The following is a 22886-nucleotide window of genomic DNA, read 5'->3' on the forward strand; positions in this document are numbered from 1 at the left end:
ACCGGGAGGGCCGCCGGCGCTCAGGGCCGCCCTCGGCCACGCTCAGGGATGCCCCTCGGCCCGCACCCGGCCGGCCCGCACCGCTCCCCCCAGCGCCGCGAAGTCGCGTTCGTTGCGGTCGGCGTAGTCCTGCGCGAACGCCGCGAGCGCCCGGTCGAAGCGGTCGCCGCGCCCCAGGTAGGCGGCGAGGGCGACCGGGTCGCCGGACCTCGCGTGGGCCCGTGCCAGACTCGCCCCGCACAGGCGGGCGAACTGGCGCAGCAGACCGGGGTCCATCGTCTCGGGCCGGGCGATGCCCTTCCAGTCGCGCAGCTGCCGTACGTAGAAGTCGCGGGGCCGGCCGTCGAGACCGGTGGCGTGGGTCCAGCCGAGCAGGATGTCGCTGGTCGTCTGGATCAGCCGCTGCCCCTCCACGACCCGCCGGCCCTGGTTGTCGGGCTCCTCGCCGTCCGTGTACGGGGCGAGCACCGACTCCTGTGCCTCCTTGGCCTGGAGCAGCAGCGGATCGTCGTCGTCCCGGCCGAGCAGCAGCACGATCCAGCAGCGGGTGCCCACACTGCCGACGCCCACCACCTTCCGGGCCACGTCGACCAGGCGGTAGCGGCTCAGCAGATGCCGGCGGTCCGACGCCAGCGACCGCGCGTAGCCGTCCAGCACCGCGCGCAGGCCCTCCTCCTCGGCCGACGCGCCGTCCAGCAGGTCCCGCAGCGGGATGACCAGCGGCGGGTCCGCCTCGATGCGCCGCCCCTCGGGCGTGACCCGGGTGAGCTTCGCGTACGCCTGGAGGTGGGTGCGGCCGCGGGCCTTGCGGGCCGCCTCGTCGGTACGCCGCCGGGCCTTTGCGTTCAGGGCCGAGGCCAGCTCGCGCAGCCGGTCCGCGTCGTCCTGCGCGTACCAGACGTCCAGTGTGCGCATCCCGGCGAACTCCCGCATGCGCAGCCGGTACGCGGCGACGCAGGCCCGCACCGCGTCGCTCTGCTCCGCGACGGTGAAGCCGTTGGCCCGCCCGGCGATGGCGAAGCTGGCGGCGAGCCGCTTGACGTCCCATTCGAACGGGCCGGTGTGCGTCTCGTCGAAGTCGTTGATGTCGAAGACGAGGTGGCGCTCGGGGGAGGCCAGCAGCCGGAAGTTCAGCAGATGCGCGTCCCCGCACAGCTGCACGGTGAGCCCGGTGTCCGGGAGCGGCCCGAGGTCCGCCGCCATGATCGCGGCCGCGCCCCGGTAGAAGCGGAACGGCGACTCCAGCATCCGGCCGTGGCGGACCGGCACCAGCTCGGGCAGCCGGGACGCGGACTGCCGTTCCAGCACGTCCACGGGGTCCGGCCGTCCCGGCACCGGCGTGAACCCGGCATGGGACGAGCGGGGCGCACGCCCCCGCGCCCGCCTGCCGTGCGAGGCCCGCGCGGCCGGGGAGGCAGCCGCCCGCGCGTCGAACACGTCCGGTACCGCCATCGTCGTCCTCCCGTCGCGCACGGACACGACTCCACGCAGTCCATCCCATCCCGTGCGCCCCGCCCGCCGGATCACCCGCGCCGGGTGAGGCGACCGGGACGCCGTAAGGGGCACGCTGAGGTCGGCACGACGCGACGGCGCGCGCCGCGGGCGGGCGCAGAGGGCCCGCGAGCCAGGAGGAGATGACCGGCATGACGTATCTCGCGTACGACTACCCGCTGCTCAGCGCACTGCTGACGATGCTGGTCTTCTTCCTGTGGATCATGTGGTTCATCCTGCTCTTCCGGGTGATCGTCGACATCGTCCGCGACGACTCCCTCAGCGGCTGGGCCAAGACGGGCTGGATGGTCTTCACGATCGTCCTGCCCTTCCTGGGCGTCTTCGTCTACGTGATCGCCCGCGGCCGGAACATGGGCAGCCGTGAGCTGGCCCAGGCGCGCGCCCAGCAGGAGGCGCTCGACAGCTACATCCGGGAGACGCCGAAGGGGACGGGGGAGCGGACCAGCAGCGTGGACGAACTGGCCCGGCTCTCCGAGATCAAGGCGCGCGGGGACATCTCGGACGAGGAGTTCCGCAGGGCCAAGGAACTGGTCCTGAGCGGGCACGGGCCCCGCTCCTGAGCGGGACGTGACCGGGCCCTCCCGCCCGCCGACACGGTGGGACACCGTCCGCCGCGGCGCGGACACGACACGGAACCGAGGCACTGCGATGACAGCCACACATCCGACACACGGGGCGCACGCGCCGTCGGCGAAGCGCGAGTGGGCGGGCGGCCTGACGGTCTTCGCCGCCGTCACCCTGATGCTCGTGGGGGTGCTGGACATCTTCCGCGGGATCATGGGCATCGCCGAGGACGACGTCTTCGTGGCGACACAGAACTACGTCTTCAAGTTCGACCTGACGGCCTGGGGCTGGACCCACCTCGTCCTCGGCGCGATCGCGGTGCTCGTCGGTCTCGGCCTGGGCCGCGGTGCCCTGTGGGCCCGGGTCTCGGGCGTGGTGATCGCCGGCCTCGTCGTCATCGCCAACTTCCTGTCCCTGCCGTACTACCCGGTCTGGTCCGTGGTGATGATCGCCTTCTCCGGGTTCGTCATCTGGGCGCTGTGCGTGGGCGGCCGCTCCCGCACCTGACGCGGGACGCGTCCCCCGCGGCGCGCTGGGTACCCGGCGGTGCGTGCGGTGTCCCGGGCGGGCGTGGGCCCCTCGGCTCACGCCCGCCCGGGCGTACGCGGCTCCCGTCCCGACCGGGAAGGCGGTGGACATGTGCCGTTGGCTCGCCTATTCGGGCTCCCCGATCCTGCTCGAGAACCTGCTCTACCGGCCGGTCCACTCCCTGATCGACCAGAGCCTGCACGCCCGGATGGGTGTGGAGACCACCAACGGTGACGGCTTCGGCGTCGGCTGGTACATGCCGGACAAGGACAGTCCCGCCGTGGTCAGGGACATCGGCCCCGCCTGGAGCGACCGCAATCTGCGGGAGATCGCCGGGCACGTCGTCTCCCCGCTGTTCTTCGCCCACATCCGTGCCTCCACCGGTACGGCGGTGCAGCAGACCAACTGCCACCCCTTCCGGTACGGCCGCTGGATGTGGATGCACAACGGGGCCATCGACGGCTTCCCCCTGCTGCGGCGCGACCTCGCCCTGGCCGTCCGCCCGGACCTCTTCCCGTACCTCGAGGGGTCCACGGACTCCGAGATGATGTTCTACCTGGCGCTCACCTTCGGCCTGGAGGACGACCCGCGCGGCGCCGTCGCCCGCATGGCCGGCCTGGTCGAGCGCACCGGACACGAGCACGGCGTCGAGCACCCGATGCAGATGACCGTCGCGGTCACCGACGGCGTACGGCTGTGGTCCTTCCGCTACTCGACGCAGCGCACGTCCCGGTCCCTCTTCTACAGCACCCGCGTCGAGACGCTGAAGTCCCTCCACCCGGACGTGGCGTTCCTGCGGGACATCGCGGACGACGCCCGCCTCATCGTCTCCGAACCCCTCGGAGACCTGCCCGGCGCCTGGAACGAGGTCCCGGAGAGCTCGTACGGAGTGGTGCAGCCGGAGGGGGACGAGATGCACACGTTCGCGCCGGAGTGAGCCCGGGACGGTTCGGCGGGCGCCGAAGCGTCCCGGGCCTAGCGTGGCCCGCATGACCGACGACCACGCCGCCCGCCCCGTCGAGACCTTCGCCGCGCTCCACCAGCAGGACCGGCCCCTGCTGCTGCCCAACGCCTGGGACCACGCCTCGGCGGCCCTTCTCCACGCCCACGGCTTCCCCGCCGTCGGCACGACCAGCCTGGGCGTCGCCGCGGCGGCCGGGCTGCCCGACGGGGTCCGGGCCACGCGCGAGGAGACCCTGCGGCTCGCCGGCACCCTGGGCGCGCTGCCCTTCCTGCTCTCCGTCGACGCGGAGGACGGCTTCAGCGACGATCCCGGCGAAGTGGGCGCCTTCGCGGCGGAGCTGCGGGCGCGGGGTGCGGTCGGGATCAACCTCGAGGACGGGCTCGGGCCGGTCGGCAGGCATGTGGCGAAGATCCGGGCCGTGCGCGTCGCCGCGCCCGGTCTCTTCGTCAACGCCCGGACGGACACGTACTGGCTCGGGGACGGTGAGGGGACGAGGGAACGGGTGCTGGCCTACCGGGACGCCGGTGCGGACGGGGTGTTCGTGCCGGGGCTGACCGACCTCGGGGCGATCGCCGCCCTCGTGCGCGACCTGGAGGGGTGCCCCCTCAACGTCCTGTACGCGCCCGGCGGTCCGTCCCTCGCCCGGCTCGGCGACCACGGCGTGCGGCGCGTCAGTCTCGGTTCACTGCCGTACCGGCGGGCGCTCGGCGCGGCACTGGACGCGGTGGTCGCGGTGCGGGAAGGGCGGGAGGCGGGGGAGGGCACGGTGCCGTCGTACCGGGAGGTGCAGGAACTCGTCGGCTGAAGGTGAGTCAAGGCGCGTCTCTGCGGGGCCAGTTCAGCAGGGTCAGGTGCAGCGCGTCGATCATCCGGTCCCATGACGCCTCCAGGTCGCGCGGGGCGCCGAACGCGCCGGCGGACTCCAGGGCGCAGTAACCGTGGAAGGAACTGCGCAACAGCCTGACCGCGTCGGTGAGATCGGGTTCCTCCAGACCGTACGCGCGGAGCAGTCCGTAGGTGATCTCGGCGGTGCGGCGCAGTGCGGGGGAGTCCGTCACCGTGGCCTCGTCCAGACGGATCTGGGTGGCGGCGTACCGTCCGGGGTGGGTGAGGGCGTAGTCCCGGTAGGCGCCGGCGAACGCGGCCAGCGCGTCCTTGCCGGTGCGGCCCTCGACTGCCGTCGCGATCCGGTCGATCATCTCTCCGCCCGCCAGCAGCGCCATCCGGGTGCGCAGGTCCCCCAGCCCGCGCACATGCGTGTACAGGCTCGCGTCCTTCACGTTGAAACGCCGGGCCAGCGCGGACAGGGTGACGTTCTCGTAGCCGGCCTCGTCGGCGAGGTCGGCGGCGGCCGCGACGAGGCGGTCGGCGGTGAGTCCGGCGCGGGGGATGTGTGCCTCCGGCTGTGGGGCGGGCGGGTTTCGGACAGGTGAATGTAGCCGACGAGGCGGGCGGGTTGCGGGGCACCTGCCGGTGGGTAGTGGTTGCTCGCGCCGGTGCCCGCGCCCCCGAGGGGTGCGGGAGACCACGCGAACGGCCCCCGCCGGCCCGCAGCCGTCGTGTCGGTGGCATGCGCGGTCAACTCCATGGACGACCGTGGTTCACACGCCGCCCGAATGCTCCACTGGGGCGCAGTTCGAGACGAGGAGGCAGTCTTGGGGCACGGGCACGCACACGGACCGCACCACCGTCACCACCACGATCACGACCACGGGCCCGGCACGTCGGCGCCCCTGCCCGCCGCCTTCGACACCTCCGTGCCCGACGAGGCACTGGATCCCGGGCAGGCGTCCCGCCGCGCCCTGTTACGCCGGGCGGGCCTGCTGGGCGCGGGCCTCGCCGCGGGCAGCGTGCTGTCCGGCAGCGCGGCCGCGGTCCCACCCGCCGCGGGCGACCGCAGAGGCCCGAGGAGTGACTTCCTGTGGCTCGCGGGCGACCACCACATCCACACCCGGTACAGCAGCGACGGCAAGTACCGCGTCGTCGACCAGGTCCGCCAGGGCGCCCGGCACGGCCTGGACTGGCTGGTCATCACCGACCACGGCAGCGCGACGCACGCGAGGATCGGCGTCGAGAAGGTCAATCCGGACATCAGACAGGCGCGCGCCGCCCACCGGGACACCCTCGTCTTCCAGGGCCTGGAGTGGAACGTCCCGGCCGCCGACCACGGCACCGTGTTCGTCCACCCCGGACGCAACGAGGTCGCCGTGCTCAAGCAGTTCGAGACCGACTACGACGGCATCGTGAACGGCACGGGCGACTCCGGCCCCGCCAACGAGGCCCTCGCCGTCGCCGGCCTCCGGTTCCTCGCCGAACAGGTGCGCAGCCGCACGGTGGACGACGCACTGATGCTTGCCCACCACCCCTCCCGCAAGGGCGTCGACTCCCCGCACGAGATCCGCGCCTGGCGCGACGCCACCGGCCCCGACCGGCCGATCGCCGTCGGCTTCGAGGGCGCCCCCGGCCACCAGGCCGCCGGACTGCCCGCCCCGCTCGGCCCGGGCCGCGCCCGCGGGTACTACGACGGCGGCCCCGGCCCGCACTCCTTTCCCGGCTACCCGCTCGAGAGCTACCGCACCTGGGGCGGCTTCGACTGGATGACCGCCACCGTCGGCGGCCTGTGGGACAGCCTCCTGGCCGAGGGCCGCCCCTGGTGGATCACCGCCAACTCCGACTCCCACCACGTGTACGCCGACACCACCGCCCGCGGCCCCGGCGACTTCGCCACCGACGGCCGGCACGGCGACCCCGTGTACGCCGGGAAGATCGACACCAAGGCGGTCGACTACTGGCCCGGCCAGTACAGCCGCACCCATGTCGGCGCCGACGGCTTCTCCTACGCCGCCGTCATGGACGGCATCCGCGCCGGCCGCATCTGGGTCGACCACGGGCAGCTCATCTCCGGCCTCGGCGTCCGCGTCACCGGCGGCGGCCGCTGGGCCACCCTCGGCGGCGCCCTGCACGTCCGCAAGGGGACGAAGGTCACGCTGACCGCCGACGTGGCGCTCGCCGGCGGCGCCAACTGGGCCGGGTTCACGCCCCGACTGGCCCGCGTGGACGTCATCCAGGGCGACGTCACCGGCCCGGTCCCCGACCGGGACGCGTTCACCGCGCCGACGGCGGCGGTCGTCCGGTCGTACGACATCGGGAAGTCCACGGGCGGCGTACGGCTCACCTACGACCTCGGCCCGGTCGACCGCCCGCTGTACGTCCGGCTGCGCGGCACCGACGGCAACCGGTCCGCCGTCGGCGTCATGGGCGCCAAGGCCGACCCGGCGGGCCCCGCCCAGGACGTCATGGGAGACGCCGATCCGTGGCTCGACCTGTGGTTCTACGCGAACCCCGTGTGGGTGCTGCCGTCGTGACGGCGCACGCGCCCACCGCGGACGCGGGCGGGCCGGACGCGGCACCGTGCCGGGCCGGCCGCTGAGACTGCCGTGTGCGCGGGCCCGCCGGGACCCGCGCCCGGTCAGTCGCCCAGCACCTCCCGCACGAACGCGTTCCCGAACACGCCCTCCGGGTCCAGCGCGCGGACCAGGGCGCGGAAGTCGTGGAGGCGCGGGTAGCGGGCGTGCAGGCCGGCCGGCGGGGTGGTGAACACCTTGCCCCAGTGGGGGCGCGGCGCGAACGGCGCGAGCGCCTCCTCGACCCGCCGCACCACCGGCAGGACCGTCGCCGTGTCCTCGATCCAGGTGAAGTGCAAAGCCACCGTGTCCCGCCCGTAGGACGGGCTCATCCACTGGTCGTCGGCGGCGACCGTGCGCACCTCGCAGGTCTGCAGCACCGGCGCGACCGTCTCCCGGACGCCGTCCAGGGCGCGCAGCGCGTCCACGGCGGTCTCCCGGGGCAGCAGGTACTCCGACTGGAGCTCCGCGCCGCTGCTCGGGGTGAACTCCGCCCGGAAGTGCGGCAGCCGCTCGTGCCAGGGGCCCGGCGTCCCGAACTGCTCGGTGCAGTTCACCCCGGGCATCCCCGGCACCGGGTGCATCTTCTCCGTCGCGGGCGCCGCCCACGGGAAGCCGGTGCGCGACCGGTCGGCGCGGTGCTTCACCCACACCTGCCGGAAGCCGGGCTCCCGCCAGTCGGTGAACAGGCTCACGCTGTACGCGGCGGACATCACCGCCTCGAACGTGTCCGCGTCCAGCACGTCGAGCGGCAGCTCGGTGAACACCCGCTGCTCCACCTCGTACGCGGGCTCCAGGTCCAGGGTGAGCGCCGTGACCACACCCAGCGCGCCCAGCGCGGTGACCGCGCCGCCGAACTGCTCGTCGCCGCGCTCCAGGGTGAGCAGCGAGCCGTCCGCCGTGACCAGTTCCACCCCGCGCACGGACGACGCGAGCGGGCCGTTGCCGACGCCCGAGCCGTGCGTGCCGGTGGCGACCGACCCGGCCACCGAGATGTGGGGGAGCGACGCCATGTTCGCCAGCGCGAGACCGTGCCGGTGCACCTCGCGGGCCAGCTCCGCGTACCTCACCCCGCCGCCGACCCGTACCGTGCGCGCCCCGGCGTCCACCTCGATCAGCGGGGGCATGGCGGCCAGGGACACGAGGACGCCGTCCTCGCCGGCGTCGGCGATCTCGTTGAAGGAGTGGCCGCTGCCCAGCACCCGCACCCGCGAGGCGTCCGCGACCAGTGCGCGCAGCGCGTCCGTCGTGTGCGGACGGCGCAGTTCCTTGGCGGCGTACGTGATGTTGCCCGCCCAGTTGGTCACGCTCTCGGTCATCCCTCGTCCTTCCCGCCCGCGGGCCCGTGACATGGGCCACGAGGGAACCTACCTCGGGAGTGACTCGTGCCATGTGGGGGGACCCGCCGCCCCGGATGTCCGGCCGGGGGCATACCGTGAGGAGTCGTACGTCGGCACCGGGAGGAGAACACGCGATGGGCAGCCGTACCGCGCTGGTCGAGGATCTGATGGAGCGGTTCCCGCACGTTCCGCGCGAGGCCGTCTTCAAGGAGGACCTGCTGCGCGGCGGCGTGGCCTTCGACCCCTCCGCGCTCAGCGACAACGAGAGCGGCGAGGTCAAACCGAAGTCGTACTTCATCTTCTCCTTCGACCACGGCACCCTGCCGGAGCTGGGCGAGGCCGCGCTGCGCCGCCCGCCGGAGGAGATCATCCTCACCGGAGGACCGTACGACCTGCGCCGCACGGTCGTGTCCGTCCGGGTGAACCCGTCGTCCCCGTACCGGGTGGCCGCCGACGAGCACGGCATGCTCGGCCTCTACCTGGACGGCAGGCGGATCTCCGACGTGGGCGTGCCGCCGATGCCGGAGTACTACCGGCACAAGCTGTCCAACGGGAAGTCGGTGATGGAGGTCGCCCCCACCATCCAGTGGGGCTATCTGATCTACCTGACGGTCTTCCGGGTCTGCCAGTACTTCGGCGCCAAGGAGGAGTGCCAGTACTGCGACATCAATCACAACTGGCGCCAGCACAAGGCGGCCGGCCGGCCCTACACCGGGGTGAAGGACGTCGAGGAGGTCCTCGAGGCCCTGGAGATCATCGACAAGTACGACACGGCGAAGGCGTCCACCGCCTACACCCTCACCGGCGGCGCCATCACCAGGACCGTCTCCGGCCGCGACGAGGCCGACTTCTACGGCCACTACGCCAAGGCCATCGAGGAACGCTTCCCCGGCCGCTGGATCGGCAAGGTCGTCGCCCAGGCGCTGCCCAAGGACGACGTGCAGCGCTTCAAGGACTACGGCGTGCAGATCTACCACCCCAACTACGAGGTGTGGGACGAGTACCTGTTCAAGATGTACTGCCCCGGCAAGGAGCGGTACGTCGGCCGGGACGAGTGGCACCGCCGCATCCTCGACTCCGCGGAGATCTTCGGCGCGCGCAACGTGATCCCCAACTTCGTGGCGGGCGTGGAGATGGCCGAGCCGTTCGGCTTCAAGACCGTCGACGAGGCGATCGCGTCCACCACGGAGGGCCTGCGCTTCTTCATGTCGAAGGGGATCACGCCCCGCTTCACCACCTGGTGCCCGGAGCCGACCACCCCGCTCGGCAAGGCCAACCCGCAGGGCGCGCCGCTGGAGTACCACATCCGGCTGCTCCAGGCGTACCGGCAGACGATGGAGGACTTCGGTCTCTCCTCGCCCCCCGGCTACGGCCCGCCCGGACCCGGCAACGCGGTGTTCTCCGTCAGCTCCTTCATGGACAGCCTGCCCGCGACGGAGCCCGTGGAGGCGGTCTGAGGGGCCGCCGGCGGTGAGCCGGATGTGACAGAAGTGAGCGGGAAAGGCCGGAACCGAGACGTTCCGGCCTTCTCCGCGTATGGTCCCTGCGAGGGGTCGCGGCACCTCTACACAAAGTGAAGACAGCGCTTGTCAGTTGTGTCGGAGACGTGCGAAGCTCTCGTCCACTGCCGCGAGGTTCCCTTCAACTCCACCCGCCGGTATGGCGAGTTGACCTCGCTTGTGGATGCAGGAGTCTCATGCCCGACCTGCCGAGCCCTCAGGACGCCGCCGAAGCGGCCCTGTTCTCCGAATGCTGGGACGCGGTGCTCTCCTACGCCGACCTGTGCACGGCGGGTTCGAGCGCCGCCGCGGAACTGGCCCGCGAGGCCTTCGCCGAGGGCATACGGGACCTGCGCGCCGCCGAGTCGGGAAGCGTGCGCGGGACCGGCCGCCGCTCCTCCCGGCTGCCCCGCATCCCCCTGCTGCTGACCGCCGTGCGCACCACGGCCGCCGCGTGGGAGAAGGAGGGGCGCGGCCACAAGCTCGACCCCGGGCTGCGGCTGTGGCTGCACTCGGACGAGGCCGCCCGCCACACCGGGCCGCCCCTCGAACGCCCCATCGCGCTGCGGGCGTTGCGCGACCTCCAGCAGGCGGACGCCGAACTGCTGTGGCTGACCGAGGCGGAGGCGCTGCCGCTGCCCCTCGTGGCCCGTCGGCTGGGCCTCGACCCCGCCACCACGGCCGACGAACTCGCCCAGGTCGCCCGCCTGTTCCGGGACCGCTGCCACCGCAACCACCTCGACTCCCCGATGACCGCCGAGTGCCGCAGCTACGCCCGGCTGCTCGACGCCGTCACCCGCTCGCCCGCCGCGGACACCCCCGAGGACCTGTCCCGGCACCTCGCCACCTGCCGCCAGTGCGCGGAGGCGGCGGCCTGTCTGCGGCTGAACACCGGCACCCTGCCCGGCGCGCTGGCCGGCGGCGTCATCGGCTGGGGCGGCCTCGCCTACCTGGAGCGCCGCCGGCGCGCCGCCGAGGTCCGGCTGGGCGCGGGGCACCCGGACGGGCCGGACGGGGACCACGAGGACCCGGCGGGCGAACGGGGCCGCAAGGCGCGGGTCGTCCGGCACGGGCCGATGGCCGCGGCCGTCGTCGTCTCGCTGCTGGCGCTCGCGGTGTCGCTGATGCCGTTCGGGGACGGCGGTGAGCCGGGGACACCCGCCGCCGACAACGACCGCGGCGGCCCGGTGGCCGCGCCCGCGCCGTCCCTGCCGCCGGTGAGCGCGGCGCCGTCCGGTTCCGCCGGCGCGGAGGCGCCGGAACCCTCGACGCCCAGCGCCCCGCCGAGCCGTACCGCCCCGTCCTCCCGTACGGCGCACCCGACCCCCGAGCCCGACCCGGAACCGCAGGGCACGTCCTCGGGCGCCCCCGCGACGCCGGGCGACGACTCCCAGGCCGCCTGCCTGGTCGACTACGACGTGCTCAACCAGTGGCCGGAGGGCTACCAGGCCGCCGTCACCGTGACGACCCGCCACGCCCTGGACGGCTGGCGCGTCGCCTTCACCGTCCCCGAGGGCCACCGCGTCACCCACATGTGGGACGCGTCGTCCCACCAGACCGACACGCGGGTGACCGCCACGGCGGCCGACTACAACGCCCACGTCCCGGCAGGCGCCCGCCTGTCCTTCGGCTTCCTCACAGCCCGCCAGGGCTCGGACACCCGGGCGTCCGACTTCACCCTCGACGGCCGAACGTGCGCGGTGGCGTGAGGGGGCGCTTCGAGCACCCCCGGGAGCACCGACGCACGCTACGACCGCGCGGACGCGCCGGCAGCGCGATCCGCGCGCCAGGGGTGCCGCCTGGCCGACGGCGTGCTCCGTGCCACACGGCCGCAGTACCCCGCACCCCGCGGGCATGCGTGCCGCTGGGGCGGCACGGGTGGGCGCGGCGGCACCCCGTCGGCGCCGGGCTGCGCCGCACCCCCCGGCCCACTGCACCACGGGTGACGCAGCGACACGCCAAGATGCTCAGACAACGGCAAGACGGCTGACCAACAGCCAAACCCTCCGCTCCGCGTCCCCCACCGGCAACCGCCCCGCCCGCGTCAGCGTCGCCAACCCGTGCAACGACGCCCAGAACACCTCCGTGAACAGCCCCGGCTCGACACCCTCCCCCGCCACGTCCCTCAACGTCTCCAACAGCGCCGCGAACCCGTCCTTCAACGCCTCCGGCGTGTCCTCCGCCGCGAACGCCAGCCCCCCGTCCAGCTGGAACATCGCGTCGTAGACAGCGGGGTTCCGCTCGGCGAAGTCCAGATACGCCCGGGCCAGCGCGGTGACCCGCCCCCGCACCCCCTCCACCGAAGCGGACGCACCCGCCCCAGCCCCAGCCTCCGCCTCCGTCGAAGCGCGCCGCAGCTCCGCCGCCAGCTCCGCGGCCCCCTGAAGGGCCACGGCTCCGATGATCTCCCGCTTCCCCCGGAAGTGGCTGTACAGCACGGGCTGGCTGTACTCGATCCGCTCGGCGAGCCGCCGGGTCGTGACCGCGTCCCAACCCTGCTCCTCGGCGAGTTCCCGCGCCGTGGCGACGATGAGCCGCTCCCGCTCCGCCCGCTCGCGCTGCTTGCGTTCCTGTACCGACATGCCCCGATCCTAGCACCGCTAGACAAGCGAGCATCGGCAGGTCTAGCGTCGACTCGTCAGCTAGCAATGCTAGATCCGGGGGGATCACATGCTCGGCACACTCGAAGTGGCCACCGTCGTCCTCGTCGGCCTGATGGTCGGCGTGGAGTTCTCCGTCGTCTTCGTCATGAACCGCGTCATCGACGCACTCCCCGAAGACAGCGCCCAACAGGCCCACGCCCACGGCGGCCGCATGCTCGGCGCGGTGATGCCGGTCTGGTACATCGGCTCGCTCGTCCTGGTCGCCGGATGGGCCGTCGCGGGACGGCACGACCCCGACCCCGGCACCAGCCTCCTCGTCACCGCGGCCGCGCTGCTCGTCCTCAGCGTGATCATGTCGCTGCTGCTGCTCGTCCCGATCAACAGCCGCAACAAGACCTGGACGCCCGAGAACCGCCCCGCCGACTGGAGGGAGCAGCTCGACCGCTGGGTCCGCTACCACTACGGCCGCCTCGCCCTGATCGCCGCGGCCTTCATCCTGCTGGCGGCCGCCCGAGGCTGAGGCGGGGCGGCCGACGGGGCAGCCGACGGTGAGCGCGGTGACCCGTCGCAAGGGCGGCACGGTCTCCACCAGGCCAGGGGTCGGCCGCAGGGACGGCCCCGCACTGACGCGGCAGCCTGGTCCGCCCTCCACCTGAGAAGGCGGGCCGCGAGGGGAGCACGCGGGCCTCACCCGCCCGAACGCGTGTGTGTGGAACCCAGCCCGGCGGACCGCCGGTGCGCCTCACCGGGCATGTGGAAAATCGATGGCGGGCCGACTCCGGGTCTCCTAATGTGTGGCGGGTCGGCAAGGCGCCCCCGGGCGCCGTTCGTGACGAGGATTACTGGGAGGTGTGACCGATGGCTGTCTCTGTGAGGGGCCGTGCCCGCATTCAGTCGTTCGTTTCGTTCACCTCCGTGGTCTCCGGCTGACCTCTCCTTTTCTCGCGCGTCCGTGAACGCGCGCCGCCGGGGCCGCCCTTCGAAGGGTTCCCCTTGAATCTCTCCTCTCCTTCCACCTCCACCTCATCGCACCCGCTCGCTCCCTACGGCTGGGACGAGGATTGGGAGCGGGCCTTCGCCCCGTACGGCGCCCAGGGGCTGGTGCCGGGCCGGGTGGTCCGGGTCGACCGGGGGCTGTGCGACCTGGCCACCCCGGACGGGGTGATCCGTGCCGACACCGAGTACGTCGTCCCCCGTGACCCGATGAAGGTCGTCTGCACGGGCGACTGGGCCGCCGTCGACGCCGAGGGCGCCCGCCCCCGTTACGTGCGGACGCTGCTGCCCCGCCGTACCGCGTTCGTGCGGTCCACCTCCTCCAAGCGGTCCGAGGGGCAGATCCTCGCCGCGAACGTCGACCACGCGGTCGTCGCCGTGTCCCTCGCCGTCGAGCTGGACCTCGCCCGGATCGAGCGGTTCCTCGCGCTGGCGTGGGAGTCCGGGGCGCAGCCGGTCGTGGTGCTCACCAAGGCCGACCTCGTACCGGACGCGGTGACCCGGGCGTACCTCGTGCAGGACGTCGGGACGACCGCGCCGGGCGTGCCCGTCCTCACCGTCAGCGCGCAGGACGGCGAAGGGCTCGACGTGCTCGCCGCGATCGTGTCCGGCGGGACCTCGGTGCTGCTCGGGCAGTCCGGCGCCGGCAAGTCCACCCTGGCGAACGCCCTCCTCGGCGAGGACGTGATGGACGTCCAGGCCACCCGGGACGTCGACGGCAAGGGCCGGCACACCACCACGACCCGCAACCTGCTCCTGATGCCCGGCGGGGGAGTCCTCATCGACACACCCGGTCTGCGGGGCGTCGGCCTGTGGGACGCCGGCACCGGAGTCGGCCAGGTGTTCTCCGAGATCGAGGATCTCGCCGAGAACTGCCGGTTCCACGACTGCGCCCATGAGGGCGAACCCGGCTGTGCCGTCCTCGACGCGATCGCGACGGGAGAGCTGCCGCAGCGCCGCCTGGACAGCTACCGCAAGCTGCTCCGGGAGAACCAGTACATCGTCGCCAAGACCGACGCCCGCCTCCGCGCCGAGCTGCGCAAGGACTGGAAGCGCAAGGGCGCCATCGGCAAGGCCGCCATGGAGGCCAAGCGCGGGCGGCTGCGCTGACACCCCCGCCGCGCTGACACCCCGCCCCGCCGGGTGCCCTCGACGGCACCCGGCGGGGCGGCTCAGCCCGCCTCCCGCAGCTCCAGCACGTACCGCGCCGTCAACGCCACCGCCCGGTCCCCGTCCCCGGTCAGGGAGGTCAGCGTGTCCCTGGCCGCCGGGCCCGGGATCTCGGCCAGCGCCTGCGTCACGCGGCGGCGCGCGGACGAATCCAGGGCGGCGTCGGCCAGGCGGTCCGACAGTGCCGTCACGATACGGTCCGCCACCGCCGCGTCGCCCGCCAGCGTCCCCAGCGCGTCCGCCGCGTCGACGTCGTTCGCCTCCTCGACGACCATGCCGACCAGTTCCGGCATCGCCTCCGCCACCCCGCGCGCCCCCAGCTCCAGGGCCGCGGTCCGGCGTACGGACGGGTCCGTGTCCCCGAGCGCCTCCCGCAGCAGCGCCGTGGCCCGCTCGCCCGGGATCTCCGCCAGGCACCGCACCGCCCGCCCCCGCACCTCCGGCAGCGCCGACCCCAGCCCCGCCGCCAGCAGCTCCGGGCCCCGTTCGCCCGCCTGCGCCAGCGCCCACCGCAGGGCCCCGGCGACATTGGGGTCCGTCTCGCTCAGCACCGCCTCCACCAGCGCCTCCACCGGCACCGGCGCGGTGTCCACCGACGACAGGGCCGCGCGCTGCCGCATCCCCGCGTCACCCGACCGCAGGTTCCGTAGCAGCGCGACGACCTGGAGGACCTCCTGCCAGTCGGCGGGTTCCGCCGCGTCGATCCGCTGGAGCCGCGTCAGCAGCTCCGTCTCCCGCGCGATGCGCTCCCGCGTCCGCCGCGCCAGGTCCGCCACGAGACCGGACGGGGTGAATCCGGGGTCGTCCAGGGCGCGGCCCACGTCCCGCAGCGACAACCCCAGCGACCGCAGGCTCTCCACGTGGAAGATCCGCCGGATGTCCTCCTGCGTGTACGCGCGGTACCCGGCCGCCGTACGGCCTGTCGGCCGCACCAGGCCCAGCGACTCGTAGTGCCGCAGCATGCGGGGGCTGACCCCGGACCGCCGCGCCATCTCACCGATCAGCACGCCCGTCCCACTCCTCCCCGCCTGGAGGCCCGTCCGGCCCCAGTGACACCACCCGCTTCGCCTCCTCCACCGCGTACGCGAACCCCGCCTCAGGGTCGCGCCGCAGCAGCTCCGTCGCGAGCGCGTGCCCCCGGACCCGCGGGTCCGGACGGTCCGCCGCGGCCCGCACCGGCGGGACCGCCGGCTCGCCCAGCTCGACCAGCGCCCTGCTGAGACTCAGATGCGTCTCCCGCCCGCCCCGCCCGAGCTGCGACACCAGCACCTCCGCCAGCTCCGCCGCCTCGTCCTCCGGCGCCAGCAGCACCGCCGTGCGCCAGGCGGTCCGCGCCACCTCGTCGTCCGGGTCGGTCAGCAGCGACCGGGGAACAGCGGGCCACACGCTCCGGTCCCCGATCTTGGACAGGGTGTGCAGCGCCTGGCTCCGGGCGCGGGCGTTCGGCGACCCCAGCTCGGCCAGGACCCGCGGCACCGTCACCGTCGCAGGGTGCCGGGTCAGGGCCCACGTCAGCATGTCCCGCACATGGAACACGGGTTCCACCCCGCACCGCTCCACCAGCGGCTCCACGAACCCCGGGTCCGGGGCCGACCCGGACGCCAGCGCCGCGCGCAGCCGCACCGAGGAGTCGTCGTGCCGCAGTCCCGCGAGCACCCGTGCTGTTGTCGTCGTCTCCGCCTTGGGCGTGGTCATCGGAGCACCTCCAGGCACGCCAGTGAAGACCTTCTCACCGTGTCAGGGTCAAGAACCCGAGGGAGGCCCCTCAGGTTCCCTGTCCGATTTCCGCCAGCCGCGCCGTCGCCGCCAAGGGACACTGGACCGTATGACGGACGAGGACAGCAGGTACGAGGCGGTGCGCAGCCGGGACGCGCGGTTCGACGGCGTGTTCTTCTTCGCCGTCGAGACCACCGGCATCTACTGCCGGCCCAGCTGCCCCGCAGTCACCGCGAAACGCGCCCACGTGCGCTTCTTCCCGACCGCCGCCGCGGCCCAGGGCGCGGGCTTCCGCGCCTGTCGGCGCTGCCGCCCCGACGCCGTGCCCGGCTCCGCCGAGTGGAACGTTCGGGCCGACGCCGTGGGCCGCGCCATGCGGCTCATCGCCGACGGCGTCGTCGACCGCGAGGGCGTCGCCGGGCTCGCCGCGCGCCTCGGCTACAGCGCCCGCCAGGTGCAGCGGCAGCTCACCGCGGAGCTGGGCGCCGGACCGGTCGCCCTGGCCCGCGCCCAGCGCGCCCACACCGCGCGCGTCCTGCTCCAGACCACCGGCCTGCCGGTCACGGAGGTGGCCTGGGCCGCCGGTTTCGCCAGCGTCAGGCAGTTCAACGACACCGTCCGCGCCGTGTACGCCACCACGCCCACCGGACTGCGCGCCACCGCGTCCCGCAGGGGCAGGCCCCGCCCCGGCACCCCCACCGCCGGGGTGCCCCTGCGCCTCGCCCACCGGGGCCCCTACCGGGCGAGCCTCGTCTTCGACCTGCTGGAACGGGAGGCCGTCCCCGGCGTCGAGGTGATGACCGGGACGCCCGGCGCCCGCACCTACCGGCGTACCCTGCGCCTGCCCTACGGCACCGGCATCGCCGCCGTCGAGGAGCGCCCGCACACCGGCACGGGTGCCCGCCCCGGCGGCTGGCTCGACGCCCGCGTCCACCTCACCGACCTCCGCGACCTGACCACCGCCGTGCAGCGGCTGCGCCGGCTGTTCGACCTGGACGCCGACCCCTATGCCGTCGACGAGCGCCTCGGCGCCGACGCCCGGCTCGCCCCGCTGGTCGCGGCCCGCCCCGGACTGCGCTCGCCCGGCGCCGCCGACCCCGACGAGGTCGCGGTACGGGCGCTCGTGGGCCGCGACACGGCCGCCGAGCTGGTCCGCCGCTACGGCAAACGGCTCGACGCGCCCTGCGGCGGCCTCACCCACCTGTTCCCGGAGTCCGCCGTCCTCGCCGGCGCCGAACCCGACGGCACCCTGGGCGCGCTCACCGCCGCCCTCGCCGACGGCGCCGTACGGCTCGGGCCCGGCGCCGACCGGGACGCGGCGCGGGACGCCCTCGCCGCCGTCCCCGGCCTCGACGACCGTACGGCCGCCGAGATCCGCACCCGTGCGCTCGGCGACCCCGACGTGGCCCCGCCCGGCCTCGACGCCCCCGACAGCTGGCGCCCCTGGCGCTCGTACGCCCTCAACCACCTGCGCGCCGCAGGGGAGTTGGAGTGACCCTCATGACGACGACGTACTGGACGCACGTGGACAGCCCGCTCGGGCCGCTGCTGCTCACCGCCGCCCCGACCGGCGAGCTGACCTCGCTCACCGTGCCCGGGCAGAAGAAGGCGACCGTGGTGCGGGACGACTGGAGGCGGGACCCCGGGCCCTTCCGGGAGGCGGAACGGCAGCTCGCCGCGTACTTCGCCGGCGACCTCAAGGAGTTCCGGCTGCCCGTGCGGGCCGTCGGCACTCCCTTCCGGGAGAAGGTGTGGGCCGCCCTCGACGACGTGCCGTACGGCGGGACCGTCACCTACGGGGAGATCGCCGCGCGCGTCGGGGCGCCCCGGGCCGCCGTTCGCGCCGTCGGCGGCGCCATCGGCGCGAACCCGCTGCTGATCGTCCGCCCCTGCCACCGCGTCATCGGCGCCGACGGCTCCCTCACGGGGTACGCGGGAGGGCTGGAGCGCAAGGTGCGGCTGCTCACCCACGAGGGCGTGCTGCCGCCGGCGTGAGCCCTCGGCGGCGCGCCGGTCAGCCGAAGAACACCGCGCCCAGCCACGCCGCCGCGATCAGCTGGCAGGTGAACAGCTCCGTCAGCAGGCTCCACCCGCCCGACCGCATCACCGTGCGCACCGCCGCCCTCGCCTCCCCGCGGCGGCCGAGACGGATCCGCTCGTGGACGTACACCCCGGCGAGGAAGCCGGGGATCGCGCCGATCACCGGCAGTACGACGAAACCCGCGAACGAGCCGCCGCCCGCGTACGTCAGCAGCCGGGCGTCCACGCCGCCCGCCCGGAGTCTGCGCGGCGGCAGCGCCCAGCGGATCACCTGCGACAGGAACAGCACCACGGTCGCCCCCACCAGCACCCACCACGCGACCGCCTGCGGGTCCTTCAGCGCCCACCACAGGACCGCGGCCCACACCAGCCAGGACCCGGGCACTCCGGGCACCAGCACTCCGCACAGACCGAACAGGAGCACCAGTCCGGTGAGCAGGAGGTCCCACGCTCCCATCTGTCCAGGGTGCAGGAGGGTGCGGAACGGCGCAGATCGGAAGCCCGGGCGCCGTCGCGCGTGGCGGCGATTTTCCCGATGCCCCGTTTTCCTCCGGCCCGTCCGGTGGACAATTGAGGGCATGAGTCAGCAGGGGGGAAGGCCCGGCGGGCCCACCGGTCCCGGTCCCGAGGACGACTGGTGGGGGCAGCTGTACGACGACGCCTCCGACGACACGGGGCCGGCGCCCGCGGCCGACTCCCTGGACGACCGGTTCGCCTCGGCGGCGGGAGCGGTCGGCGGAGACGGGGCGCCCGCCCCGTCGGCCCCGGAGCCCAGGGACGTCCCCGGGCCCTCGGTGCTGCCGGGCCCGCGCCGGACTTCGCCACCGTCGCCGAAGGCGGCCCCGCCCGACTCCGGCGGCGCACCACCACGCGCGTGGTGGGAGCCCGAGCCGTCCACGGACACCCCTCCGGTGTCCGCACCTCCGGAACGGCCCGGCCCGGCCGACGCCCCTCCGGCCACGGAGCCGTCCGACGTCCCGGCCGCCCCGCCGGAATCCCCGTCCACGCGGCCGACGGCGCCCGCCCCGAGACCGCCCTCCGGCCCGGAGTCGCCGCCGGTGTCGGCGCCCGGGCCGGCGCCCGCGCCCCCGCAGGGGACGGGCCGTCCGGCCGACTCGCCGGTCGCTCCTGAGGCACCGCTTTCACCGGAGCCGCCCGCGGCACCCTTGCCCCCTGGGGCCTCGCCGCCGGGCCGGACGCCAACGGCCGACGCCTCCGACGGGTCCACCGGCCGGGAGTCGCCTTCCGGCCCGGAGTCGCCGCCGGTGTCGGCGCCCGGGCCGGCGCCCGCGCCCCTGCAGGGGGCGGGCCGTCCGGCCGACTCGCCGGTCGCTCCTGAGGCGCCGCTTTCACCGGAGCCGCCCGCGGCACCCTTGCCCCCTGGGGCCTCGCCGCCGGGCCGGACGCCACCGGCCGACGCCTCCGACGGGTCCACCGGCCGGGAGTCGCCTTCCGGCCCGGAGTCGCCGCCGGTGTCGGCGCCCGGGCCGGCGTCCCCGCCCCCGCAGGGGGTGGGCCGTCCGTCCGTCCCGGAAGCGTCGCCCGCCCGGCATCCGGCGACCGAGCCAAGTCGGCCGGACGACAGGGCCGCCGCGTCGGAGGCGAACCCCTCCGCACCCGACGCCCCCGCCCCCGCTCTTCCCGGCCGGCCGCCGCCCTCCGGGCCCACCGCCGCCCCCGCCTACGGTGACTGGACCCCTGCCGCGCCGTCCGACGGTGAACCGGCGGACGCGAGTCCCGCGTCCAGGCTCGGGCCCCTCCCGCCCCCGCTTCCCTCCCGCGTTCACGTCGGCACCCGCCCGCCCACCTACGACGCGGAACCCACCGCCCTCCCCGCCGCCGACCCCGACGATCTGGACGCGCTCGTCCCGGACACCGTGCTGGACGGCGCCCGCTACGGCGCCTGCACCCTGCGGGCCGTCTCCGTCCGCGGGGACTCCGCCCGGTACCGGGGCGAGCCCCGCCGTGACGCGTTGCTGACCGCGCGGTTCGGGTCGGGGGAGCGGGCCCTGGTGCTGGTGGCGCTGGCCACCGGCACCAGGACCGCTCCCGGCGCGCATCTGGCCGCCGCCGAGGTGTGCCGCTGGATCGCCGCGGCGGTCGGCCGCAGCCACGAGCGGCTCGCCGCCGACATCCGGGCGGCCCGCCGCACCGACCTCAAGGCCGGCCTGCACCGCCTCACCGACCGCGGTCTCGGCAAGCTGCGCGCCGCCGCGACGGAGCAGGGCCTCGACCCCGACGACTACGCCGCCTCGATGCGCTGCCTGCTGCTGTCCGGCGATCCCGAGTGCCGCACCCGGGTGTTCTTCGGGGTGGGCCCCGGGGGGCTGTTCCGGCTGCGGGAGCGCGAGTGGCAGGACATCGAGCCGGAGGTCGCTGAGGTGAAGGGCGAGCCGGTGCTCGGCTTCGGCTCGGCGCCGCACGAGACGCCGGACGGCGACCGCCTCACCATGGACCTCGGCATCCCCACACCCCCTAGCCCGTACGAACCGGCCCCCGGACCGCCCCGCGAGCCCTTCCGTTTCCGTACCTCCGTAGCCCGCCCGGGTGATGTGCTGCTGATGTGCGGCACCGGGTTCGCCGAACCGCTGCGCGGCGAGCCCGGACTGCGCGCCCACCTCGCCGACCGGTGGTCCGGTCCCGAACCGCCGGGACTGACGGCGTATCTGGCGGACACCCAGGTACGGGTGAAGGGGTACGCCGACGACCGTACGGCCGTGGCCGTCTGGGAGGCGTGAGCGCGCCCGGTGTGAATTCATGGAATCCGTCAGGCATCTCCGGCACCCGAGGGGCGGACGGAAACCATGGCCAAACAAAACATCGCGGAACAGTTCGTCGACATCCTCGTCCGCGCGGGAGTCAAACGCCTGTACGGCGTGGTCGGTGACAGCCTCAACCCGGTCGTGGACGCCGTGCGCCGCAACTCCGCCATCGACTGGATCCATGTCCGCCACGAGGAGACCGCCGCGTTCGCGGCCGGCGCGGAGGCGCAGGTCACCGGCCGGCTCGCCGCCTGCGCCGGCTCCTGCGGGCCCGGCAACCTCCACCTCATCAACGGCCTCTACGACGCCCACCGCTCCATGGCGCCCGTCCTCGCCCTCGCCTCCCACATCCCGTCCAGCGAGATCGGCCTCGGCTACTTCCAGGAGACCCACCCGGACCAGCTGTTCCGGGAGTGCAGCCACTACTGCGAGCTGATCTCCAGCCCCCGGCAGATGCCCCGGCTGCTGGACACGGCCATCCAGCACGCGGTCGGCCGGTCCGGCGTCAGCGTCGTCTCGCTGCCCGGCGACCTCGCCGACCAACCCGCCCCCGACCAGGCGCCCGAGACCGCGCTGGTCACCTCCCGGCCCACGGTCCGCCCCGGCGACGACGAGATCGACAAGCTCGTCGACATGATCGACCGCGCCGAGAAGGTCACCCTGTTCTGCGGCGCCGGCACCAAGGGCGCGCACGCCGAGGTGATGGAGTTCGCCGGGAAGATCAAGGCGCCGGTGGGGCACGCCCTGCGCGGCAAGGAGTGGATCCAGTACGACAATCCGTACGACGTCGGCATGAGCGGGCTGCTCGGCTACGGCGCGGCGTACGAGGCGACGCACGAGTGCGACCTGCTGATCCTGCTCGGCACCGACTTCCCGTACAACGCGTTCCTGCCCGGCGACGACGTGAAGATCGTCCAGGTGGACGTGCGGCCCGAGATCATCGGACGGCGCTCCAAGCTGGACCTCGCGGTGTGGGGCGATGTGAAGGAGACGCTGCGCTGTCTCACGCCCCGGGTGCGCACCAAGGACAACCGCAAGTTCCTCGACCGGATGCTGAAGAAGCACGCGGAGGCGCTGGAGGGGGTGGTGAAGGCGTACACCCGCAAGGTGGAGAAGCATGTGCCGATCCACCCCGAGTACGTGGCGTCCGTCCTGGACGACGTGGCCGACGACGACGCCGTCTTCACCGTCGACACCGGCATGTGCAACGTCTGGGCCGCCCGCTACGTCTCGCCCAACGGCCGCCGCAGGATCATCGGTTCGTTTTCCCACGGCTCGATGGCCAACGCGCTGCCGATGGCGGTCGGGGCGCAGTTCACCGACCGGCACCGGCAGGTCGTGTCGATGTCCGGCGACGGCGGATTCACCATGATGATGGGCGACTTCCTCACGCTCGTGCAGTACGACCTGCCGGTGAAGGTGGTCCTGTTCAACAACTCCTCGCTCAGCATGGTGGAGTTGGAGATGCTGGTCGCCGGACTGCCGTCGTACGGCACGGGGCTGAAGAACCCCGACTTCGCCGCCGTGGCGCGCGCCTGCGGGGCGTACGGGGCGCGGGTGGAGAAGCCGAAGGAGCTGGCGGGCGCGCTGAAGGCGGCGTTCAAGCACAAGGGGCCGGCGCTGGTGGACGTCGTGACCGACCCCAACGCGCTGTCCATCCCGCCGAAGATCAGCAAGGAGATGGTGACCGGGTTCGCCCTGTCCGCCTCCAAGATCGTGCTGGACGGCGGGGTCGGCCGGATGGTCCAGATGGCCCGCTCCAACCTGCGGAACGTGCCGCGCCCGTAGGCA

The 22886-nt window shown here is 74.1% G+C and carries 20 protein-coding genes; 13 read left to right on the forward strand and 7 right to left on the reverse strand.

Annotation, left to right across the window (positions count from 1 at the left end; all coding sequences use genetic code 11):
- Positions 1-42 precede the first annotated feature (42 nt).
- Positions 43-1452, reverse strand: coding sequence for a DUF2252 domain-containing protein (locus MTR79_RS09905; protein WP_244789771.1), 1410 nt, complete (start codon positions 1450-1452; stop codon positions 43-45).
- 182 nt (positions 1453-1634) lie between these two features.
- Between MTR79_RS09905 and MTR79_RS09910 the strand changes: the two genes are divergently transcribed.
- From MTR79_RS09910 to MTR79_RS09925, 4 genes are all read left to right on the forward strand, one after another.
- Positions 1635-2072, forward strand: coding sequence for an SHOCT domain-containing protein (locus tag MTR79_RS09910; protein ID WP_244789772.1), 438 nt, complete (start codon positions 1635-1637; stop codon positions 2070-2072).
- A gap of 88 nt (positions 2073-2160) precedes the next feature.
- Entirely contained in the window at positions 2161-2583 is a 423-nt protein-coding gene (locus MTR79_RS09915) for a hypothetical protein (protein WP_189363448.1), read from the forward strand.
- A gap of 130 nt (positions 2584-2713) precedes the next feature.
- Positions 2714-3541 (forward strand): class II glutamine amidotransferase, encoded by an 828-nt coding sequence (locus tag MTR79_RS09920; protein WP_086698566.1) that lies wholly within the window; start codon positions 2714-2716, stop codon positions 3539-3541.
- Positions 3542-3593: 52 nt separating this feature from the next.
- A complete protein-coding gene (locus MTR79_RS09925; protein WP_244789773.1) occupies positions 3594-4373 on the forward strand; it encodes an isocitrate lyase/phosphoenolpyruvate mutase family protein in 780 nt (259 codons plus the stop codon).
- A gap of 7 nt (positions 4374-4380) precedes the next feature.
- On the opposite strand, the gene MTR79_RS09930 is transcribed toward MTR79_RS09925, so the two are convergent.
- The gene (locus MTR79_RS09930; protein WP_086698563.1) at positions 4381-4959 is read right to left on the reverse strand and encodes a TetR-like C-terminal domain-containing protein; all 579 of its coding nucleotides are present in this window, start codon (positions 4957-4959) and stop codon (positions 4381-4383) included.
- Positions 4960-5223: 264 nt separating this feature from the next.
- Between MTR79_RS09930 and MTR79_RS09935 the strand changes: the two genes are divergently transcribed.
- Positions 5224-6933 carry a PHP domain-containing protein gene (locus MTR79_RS09935; protein ID WP_244789774.1) on the forward strand — a complete coding sequence of 570 codons (1710 nt, stop codon included), beginning with the start codon at positions 5224-5226 and terminating at the stop codon, positions 6931-6933.
- Positions 6934-7037: 104 nt separating this feature from the next.
- On the opposite strand, the gene MTR79_RS09940 is transcribed toward MTR79_RS09935, so the two are convergent.
- The gene (locus MTR79_RS09940; protein ID WP_244789775.1) at positions 7038-8291 is read right to left on the reverse strand and encodes an FAD-binding protein; all 1254 of its coding nucleotides are present in this window, start codon (positions 8289-8291) and stop codon (positions 7038-7040) included.
- Between the two features lie 155 nt (positions 8292-8446).
- On the opposite strand from MTR79_RS09940, the gene MTR79_RS09945 reads away from it, so the two are divergent.
- Entirely contained in the window at positions 8447-9769 is a 1323-nt protein-coding gene (locus tag MTR79_RS09945; protein ID WP_086698554.1) for a radical SAM protein, read from the forward strand.
- Positions 9770-10008: 239 nt separating this feature from the next.
- Positions 10009-11520 (forward strand): cellulose-binding domain-containing protein, encoded by a 1512-nt coding sequence (locus MTR79_RS09950; RefSeq protein ID WP_244789776.1) that lies wholly within the window; start codon positions 10009-10011, stop codon positions 11518-11520.
- A 258-nt stretch (positions 11521-11778) separates the two neighbouring features.
- On the opposite strand, the gene MTR79_RS09955 is transcribed toward MTR79_RS09950, so the two are convergent.
- Positions 11779-12393 carry a TetR/AcrR family transcriptional regulator gene (locus MTR79_RS09955; protein ID WP_244789777.1) on the reverse strand — a complete coding sequence of 205 codons (615 nt, stop codon included), beginning with the start codon at positions 12391-12393 and terminating at the stop codon, positions 11779-11781.
- Between the two features lie 88 nt (positions 12394-12481).
- Between MTR79_RS09955 and MTR79_RS09960 the strand changes: the two genes are divergently transcribed.
- Positions 12482-12934 carry a DUF1772 domain-containing protein gene (locus tag MTR79_RS09960; protein WP_244789778.1) on the forward strand — a complete coding sequence of 151 codons (453 nt, stop codon included), beginning with the start codon at positions 12482-12484 and terminating at the stop codon, positions 12932-12934.
- A gap of 473 nt (positions 12935-13407) precedes the next feature.
- On the forward strand, positions 13408-14517 hold the full coding sequence (gene rsgA / locus MTR79_RS09965; RefSeq protein WP_244789779.1) for a ribosome small subunit-dependent GTPase A: 1110 nt from the start codon (positions 13408-13410) through the stop codon (positions 14515-14517).
- Between the two features lie 62 nt (positions 14518-14579).
- On the opposite strand, the gene MTR79_RS09970 is transcribed toward rsgA, so the two are convergent.
- Positions 14580-15584 carry a HEAT repeat domain-containing protein gene (locus MTR79_RS09970; protein WP_244789780.1) on the reverse strand — a complete coding sequence of 335 codons (1005 nt, stop codon included), beginning with the start codon at positions 15582-15584 and terminating at the stop codon, positions 14580-14582.
- On the reverse strand, positions 15571-16272 hold the full coding sequence (locus tag MTR79_RS09975; protein WP_189363454.1) for a HEAT repeat domain-containing protein: 702 nt from the start codon (positions 16270-16272) through the stop codon (positions 15571-15573). The genes MTR79_RS09970 and MTR79_RS09975 overlap by 14 nt, the downstream gene beginning before the upstream one ends.
- 130 nt (positions 16273-16402) lie before the next feature.
- Between MTR79_RS09975 and MTR79_RS09980 the strand changes: the two genes are divergently transcribed.
- Together MTR79_RS09980 and MTR79_RS09985 are read left to right on the forward strand one after the other, a co-directional pair.
- The gene (locus MTR79_RS09980; RefSeq protein WP_244789781.1) at positions 16403-17788 is read left to right on the forward strand and encodes an AlkA N-terminal domain-containing protein; all 1386 of its coding nucleotides are present in this window, start codon (positions 16403-16405) and stop codon (positions 17786-17788) included.
- Between the two features lie 5 nt (positions 17789-17793).
- The gene (locus tag MTR79_RS09985; RefSeq protein ID WP_048455616.1) at positions 17794-18288 is read left to right on the forward strand and encodes a methylated-DNA--[protein]-cysteine S-methyltransferase; all 495 of its coding nucleotides are present in this window, start codon (positions 17794-17796) and stop codon (positions 18286-18288) included.
- Between the two features lie 19 nt (positions 18289-18307).
- On the opposite strand, the gene MTR79_RS09990 is transcribed toward MTR79_RS09985, so the two are convergent.
- Positions 18308-18790, reverse strand: a complete 483-nt coding sequence (locus MTR79_RS09990; RefSeq protein WP_048455485.1) for a DUF456 domain-containing protein — start codon at positions 18788-18790, stop codon at positions 18308-18310.
- A gap of 121 nt (positions 18791-18911) precedes the next feature.
- On the opposite strand from MTR79_RS09990, the gene MTR79_RS09995 reads away from it, so the two are divergent.
- Together MTR79_RS09995 and MTR79_RS10000 are read left to right on the forward strand one after the other, a co-directional pair.
- The gene (locus MTR79_RS09995) at positions 18912-21071 is read left to right on the forward strand and encodes a protein phosphatase 2C domain-containing protein (protein WP_244789782.1); all 2160 of its coding nucleotides are present in this window, start codon (positions 18912-18914) and stop codon (positions 21069-21071) included.
- A gap of 66 nt (positions 21072-21137) precedes the next feature.
- On the forward strand, positions 21138-22883 hold the full coding sequence (locus MTR79_RS10000; RefSeq protein ID WP_189363457.1) for a pyruvate dehydrogenase: 1746 nt from the start codon (positions 21138-21140) through the stop codon (positions 22881-22883).
- The last annotated feature ends 3 nt before the right edge of the window (positions 22884-22886 follow it).

Source organism: Streptomyces sp. BJ20, from assembly GCF_022869105.1.
GTDB lineage: Bacteria > Actinomycetota > Actinomycetes > Streptomycetales > Streptomycetaceae > Streptomyces > Streptomyces griseoincarnatus.

Bases quoted from the DNA above. Each gene is read 5' to 3' on its own strand.
- MTR79_RS09905 (WP_244789771.1), bottom strand. From the start codon at position 1,452: ATGGCGGTACCGGACGTGTTCGACGCGCGGGCGGCTGCCTCCCCGGCC.
- MTR79_RS09910 (WP_244789772.1), top strand. From the start codon at position 1,635: ATGACCGGCATGACGTATCTCGCGTACGACTACCCGCTGCTCAGCGCA.
- MTR79_RS09915 (WP_189363448.1), top strand. From the start codon at position 2,161: ATGACAGCCACACATCCGACACACGGGGCGCACGCGCCGTCGGCGAAG.
- MTR79_RS09920 (WP_086698566.1), top strand. From the start codon at position 2,714: ATGTGCCGTTGGCTCGCCTATTCGGGCTCCCCGATCCTGCTCGAGAAC.
- MTR79_RS09925 (WP_244789773.1), top strand. From the start codon at position 3,594: ATGACCGACGACCACGCCGCCCGCCCCGTCGAGACCTTCGCCGCGCTC.
- MTR79_RS09940 (WP_244789775.1), bottom strand. From the start codon at position 8,291: ATGACCGAGAGCGTGACCAACTGGGCGGGCAACATCACGTACGCCGCC.
- MTR79_RS09945 (WP_086698554.1), top strand. From the start codon at position 8,447: ATGGGCAGCCGTACCGCGCTGGTCGAGGATCTGATGGAGCGGTTCCCG.
- MTR79_RS09950 (WP_244789776.1), top strand. From the start codon at position 10,009: ATGCCCGACCTGCCGAGCCCTCAGGACGCCGCCGAAGCGGCCCTGTTC.
- MTR79_RS09955 (WP_244789777.1), bottom strand. From the start codon at position 12,393: ATGTCGGTACAGGAACGCAAGCAGCGCGAGCGGGCGGAGCGGGAGCGG.
- MTR79_RS09960 (WP_244789778.1), top strand. From the start codon at position 12,482: ATGCTCGGCACACTCGAAGTGGCCACCGTCGTCCTCGTCGGCCTGATG.
- MTR79_RS09975 (WP_189363454.1), bottom strand. From the start codon at position 16,272: ATGACCACGCCCAAGGCGGAGACGACGACAACAGCACGGGTGCTCGCG.
- MTR79_RS09980 (WP_244789781.1), top strand. From the start codon at position 16,403: ATGACGGACGAGGACAGCAGGTACGAGGCGGTGCGCAGCCGGGACGCG.
- MTR79_RS09985 (WP_048455616.1), top strand. From the start codon at position 17,794: ATGACGACGACGTACTGGACGCACGTGGACAGCCCGCTCGGGCCGCTG.
- MTR79_RS09990 (WP_048455485.1), bottom strand. From the start codon at position 18,790: ATGGGAGCGTGGGACCTCCTGCTCACCGGACTGGTGCTCCTGTTCGGT.
- MTR79_RS09995 (WP_244789782.1), top strand. From the start codon at position 18,912: ATGAGTCAGCAGGGGGGAAGGCCCGGCGGGCCCACCGGTCCCGGTCCC.
- MTR79_RS10000 (WP_189363457.1), top strand. From the start codon at position 21,138: ATGGCCAAACAAAACATCGCGGAACAGTTCGTCGACATCCTCGTCCGC.